Source organism: Desulfocurvus sp. DL1XJH-121, assembly GCF_054819825.1.
Genome location: NZ_JBTVWW010000165.1, coordinates 1 through 248, shown reverse-complemented (window position 1 = coordinate 248; position 248 = coordinate 1). Strand labels below are relative to the sequence as shown.

At 67.7% G+C, this 248-nt stretch carries 1 protein-coding gene; it reads right to left on the bottom strand.

What is annotated here, in order from left to right:
- Positions 1-248: hypothetical protein (locus tag ACYYG1_RS17745; protein ID WP_461211654.1), on the bottom strand; the 248-nt coding region annotated here is incomplete at both ends.

Below are 248 nucleotides of genomic sequence, written 5' to 3'. Positions count from 1 at the left end.
CGACCACCAGTACCTGCCCCGACACCCACGGCAATGCCTTCCGCTTGGACTGCTTCAACATGGCGATACGCTCCTTCAACACGGGTTGGCCGCGCCAATGGCAGACCGCGGGCGCAACCGGGTGGACCAGCTGCGCCTTCAGCAGCTTGCTTGCTGAGGGTCCGCGCAGCGCAGGCTGCGTGGCCATGGTGCGGGCACCACAGGCCAGCTCCTGATCACGCAGGAAGCGGCGTGCAGCCCACGGCACC